Below are 3,596 nucleotides of genomic sequence, written 5' to 3' on the forward strand. Positions count from 1 at the left end.
TGATCATGTTCGTTCCGTTTCTCTACGCGTTTTTCTGTGTGCTTGTATCGTTTGTCACGTATTCGTCGAAAGAAATAAGCGTCGGGGAAATGGCGGTCAGAAAGCTTGTTCAGTTTATCCTGATCGAACTGGTGGTCGGCGGAATTTCAGTGATGCTGGAACCCGCGCTCACCCTGACGATGCTGCTTCCGATTGGACTGGCGGCGGCCATCGTGTGGCTTGCGGTGCAGGGAATCGATTATCTCATCGCGCAATATACGGCCAGCCAGCTGACGAAGGAACTTTGGGAAATGCAGCGCCGCAGCCTGCGGGATAAACCGGAATGAAGCGGCTGAAACTGCGGGCCTTGGTGCAAAGACCGGAGCTTCTCTTTCCGGTGATCGTGCTGGGGATTTGTTACAGCCTTGGCTTTCTGGCGGACAGAATCCCGGGACAGGCTGGCGTCATCGTTTATGAAATTTTACAGAAAGGGTTTACGGCCCTGCCGGTGCTGGCGGTGCTGATCACCAGGAAAATAACGCGCGACACCAAACCGTGGAACTTTTCGTTCAAGGTATGGAAGCAACCGGGATTATGGCTGCTTTGCGCGGTGGGACCGGGCGTTTTGACCGCGCTTGGAGCGGTCCTTTACTTCTGCGTATTTCCGCAGGAATACAGCGGGAGCTTTCACTATGGTGCTTTATTGGGGATGACGGGAGAAATGCCGATTTCTTCACCGCTGCCATTTGTGCTGACGACGATCTTGCTTGCGGCAGTCTTCCTGCCGCTGCAGATATTAGAACTGGGCGAGGAACTCGGCTGGCGCGGATATCTGCTGCCAAAACAGATCCAGCGCTTCGGGCTGCAGAAAGGCGTGCTGATCAATAGTCTTTTATGGGGATTTGGGCATCTGCCTTTGATTTATTTCGGATTCAATTACAGTCTGGATAATCCGCTGGCCCCCTGGAGCAATCTGGCGATGATGATGCTTGTCTGCCTTGTATTCGGCATTCTTTGCGGTGCGGCAACGATTGTGAGCGGAAATTGCATGTTTGCCGCCATCATCCACGGCGTGTTCAATCTGATCGGCGAAGTGCCGGTTTTCCTCTCCGTCAGTCAGCGCAATACGCTGCTGGGACCCAATCCCACCGGCCTGTTGGGAATGCTCTGGCTGCTTGTCAGCGCGCTGTTTGTTTTTGTCTGCCTGAAATCTGTTAAAAATCGTTTGAAGTAAGCTGAACAGGACTTGCAGAGAAGGAATCCGGCGTGTAAGATTGTGAATAATGAAATGAAAACGTGAGGGCTGAGAATATCAGAACTGCTTTCAGGTATAAACCGGTTTTCGCTGCCGTAAAGATTGAAGCAGATTTAATGAGGCTGGCGGAAGTGCTTCAAGATTTGAAGACCGCCGGAAGCTCCTTATTTACTGATGCTTAAAGCGCGGGATGAAACAACACTTTACATGAGAAAAACAAGTTCTTTGTTTTTATGCCGTTAGGTTAAGACCGGACGGAAGTCCGGTTCTTTTATCATTTCAGAACCGGCAGTTGAATCGGGACAACGCCGGGATTTCTAGAAAATAGGAATGCCGATTTAGACCCCGGTGTGATTTCTTTAAAAGAATTTGGGCTTATGACTGAATTGGACTGTCTAATATGTGGAAGGAGATCAAAATGGAAGGGATAGAAAAGTTAAGTCAGTATTTTGAAGAGAATCAGGAATACTGTTACCGCGTGGCTTACCATTATACTCAAAATTCAGAACTGGCCAAAGATGCGCTGCAGGAGGCGATTATTAAAGCGATGGTGCATTACAGCCAGCTGCGCAATGAAAAGTATATGAAAACCTGGTTTTATCGGATTCTGATCAACGAATGCAAAAATATGTTGAAAAAATTTCCGCGCCGGGAAGAATTGGATATGAACTGGATCGAAGATCCTGCGGTCCACGATCAAAACCTGAAAATTGCCGTCGATCATTGTCTGGAAAGCTTAAAACCTCAGTACCGGGATATTATTTATCTGAAATATTTCCAGGGCTTTGAGTTTAAAGAGATATCACGAATTCTGGGGGTGCGCAACGGTACGGTAAAATCACGGTATTACAAGGGAATGGAATTATTGAAAATGCAATGGGAGGGCGAAAATCATGTCTGATAAAGATGTTAAGATTCCAGAGGATCTGCACGAAATCGTTGAAAAAAGCATTCAACAGGGATTGATTCAGCGGAAACAACGCAGCCGCCGCAACAAAACGATCGGTTTAAGCGCTGCGGCAGGCTGCTGCGCGTTCCTTTTCTTTTTTAACACCAATACGGTGTTTGCGAAGACCGTAATGGACCTGCCGCTTGTCAGCCAGATTGCGCATCTTTTCCTGGACTCTGAATCCACAAGCGAAGAAGCGGCTTATATTGCGGAGATCAAGGTCCCGCAATTGGAAAACAACGATCAGGCGCAATCTTTAAACGCAGCGATCCGCGAACAGATCGAGGCGCATGCCATCGCAATGAAGCAGCAGGCGGCAGATGAATATCAGGCGTTTATGGAAACCGGCGGAAAAGCCGAGGAATATATTCCGGCCCGAATTTCTATTAATTATCAGCTCTACTGCAACAACGATCAAACCTTATCGTTCGCGATTATTTCCACTTATGTGCGCGCGCAGTCCAGCCAGACGATCGATTGTTATAACGTGGAAGCCGGAACCGGACGGACGCTGACGCTGGAAGCGTTGGTCGGCGAAGATTATGCGGAACGGATTGCCCGGGAAATTCAGCGGCAGATCGACGCGAAACCGGAAGCGGAACAGGCTGTTTATGATGAAGATCTGGATTTAAAATCAATGATCGGGCCTGACCGGGCGTTTCATCTCGATCCTGACGGCAATCTGATTGTAGAATTTGAAAAATATGAGATCGCTGTTGGCGCTGCCGGGCCTCAGTCCTTTACGCTTGATTTGGACAGTCTGAACTAGGTAAAAAACGGAAAATATCAGAAGTAAATGGCCATCAAGGGGAGCGGAAAAAGAAATGAATCGAATGAACAAAGTTCATTGATACAAGTTCATTCATCCATTACGATGGGATTAACAGAGAAGGTGAATCAATGCGGGTATCCAAAGCGCCGGAAGAAAGAAAACAGGAGATTCTGCGGACGGCGATGTCCGGCTGTATTCCCAGAAAGAAATGCGGGCGCTGTTATCGGATTATTTCCAGGATGTGCAATGGCAGCGGATTTCCCCGTCCAGCTATATTCTGCAGGGAACCGTCTGGAAATGAAGCTCAGTTCTTCAGAACGGATCTATTTGCTTACGCTGGCACAGCTTTTGAAAGAACAGAAATGGGTGCGTCAGTGCGATCTGGCAAAGCGTCTGCAAGTCAGCCGTCCAAGCGTGTTTCGGGCTGTCAGCCGTCTGGAAGCGTTGGGATTGATTAACAAGGAAGCCGGGTTGTTGTTCCTCAATGAAACCGGCCCGGGCTATCTTGAAAAGTCCTGACGGTTTATATCAGGAGAGCCTGATTCGTGCGTTGACTGAATATTCTTCGATTTCCTGCCCTGGACGAGCAGAGTCATCATGTACATGAAAAGTATACTAAAAACGGAACAGGCTCGCGAGGA

General features: G+C 48.4%; 5 protein-coding genes. All 5 read left to right on the top strand.

Features of this window, described 5'->3' with window-relative positions:
- Positions 1–326 (top strand): hypothetical protein (locus HOLDEFILI_RS08910; RefSeq protein WP_006059282.1); only part of this gene is annotated, 326 nt, incomplete at its 5' end.
- Positions 323–1,213: a CPBP family intramembrane glutamic endopeptidase gene (locus HOLDEFILI_RS08915; RefSeq protein WP_006059283.1), complete on the top strand. Its 891-nt coding sequence runs from the start codon at positions 323–325 to the stop codon at positions 1,211–1,213. The genes HOLDEFILI_RS08910 and HOLDEFILI_RS08915, both read left to right, overlap by 4 nt.
- Before the next feature lie 439 nt (positions 1,214–1,652).
- Positions 1,653–2,135: an RNA polymerase sigma factor gene (locus HOLDEFILI_RS08920; RefSeq protein WP_050766951.1), complete on the top strand. Its 483-nt coding sequence runs from the start codon at positions 1,653–1,655 to the stop codon at positions 2,133–2,135.
- Positions 2,128–2,952 carry an RsiV family protein gene (locus tag HOLDEFILI_RS08925; RefSeq protein WP_006059286.1) on the top strand — a complete coding sequence of 275 codons (825 nt, stop codon included), beginning with the start codon at positions 2,128–2,130 and terminating at the stop codon, positions 2,950–2,952. Before HOLDEFILI_RS08920 ends, HOLDEFILI_RS08925 begins: the two co-directional genes overlap by 8 nt.
- A gap of 300 nt (positions 2,953–3,252) precedes the next feature.
- Entirely contained in the window at positions 3,253–3,474 is a 222-nt protein-coding gene (locus HOLDEFILI_RS19710) for a metal-dependent transcriptional regulator (RefSeq protein ID WP_039864421.1), read from the top strand.
- Positions 3,475–3,596 lie beyond the last annotated feature (122 nt).

The organism is Holdemania filiformis DSM 12042 (genome assembly GCF_000157995.1).
GTDB lineage: Bacteria > Bacillota_I > Bacilli_A > Erysipelotrichales > Erysipelotrichaceae > Holdemania > Holdemania filiformis.

Coding starts and splice junctions, on each gene's coding strand:
- HOLDEFILI_RS08915 (WP_006059283.1), top strand. CDS start 323: ATGAAGCGGCTGAAACTGCGGGCCTTGGTGCAAAGACCGGAGCTTCTC.
- HOLDEFILI_RS08920 (WP_050766951.1), top strand. CDS start 1,653: ATGGAAGGGATAGAAAAGTTAAGTCAGTATTTTGAAGAGAATCAGGAA.
- HOLDEFILI_RS08925 (WP_006059286.1), top strand. CDS start 2,128: ATGTCTGATAAAGATGTTAAGATTCCAGAGGATCTGCACGAAATCGTT.
- HOLDEFILI_RS19710 (WP_039864421.1), top strand. CDS start 3,253: ATGAAGCTCAGTTCTTCAGAACGGATCTATTTGCTTACGCTGGCACAG.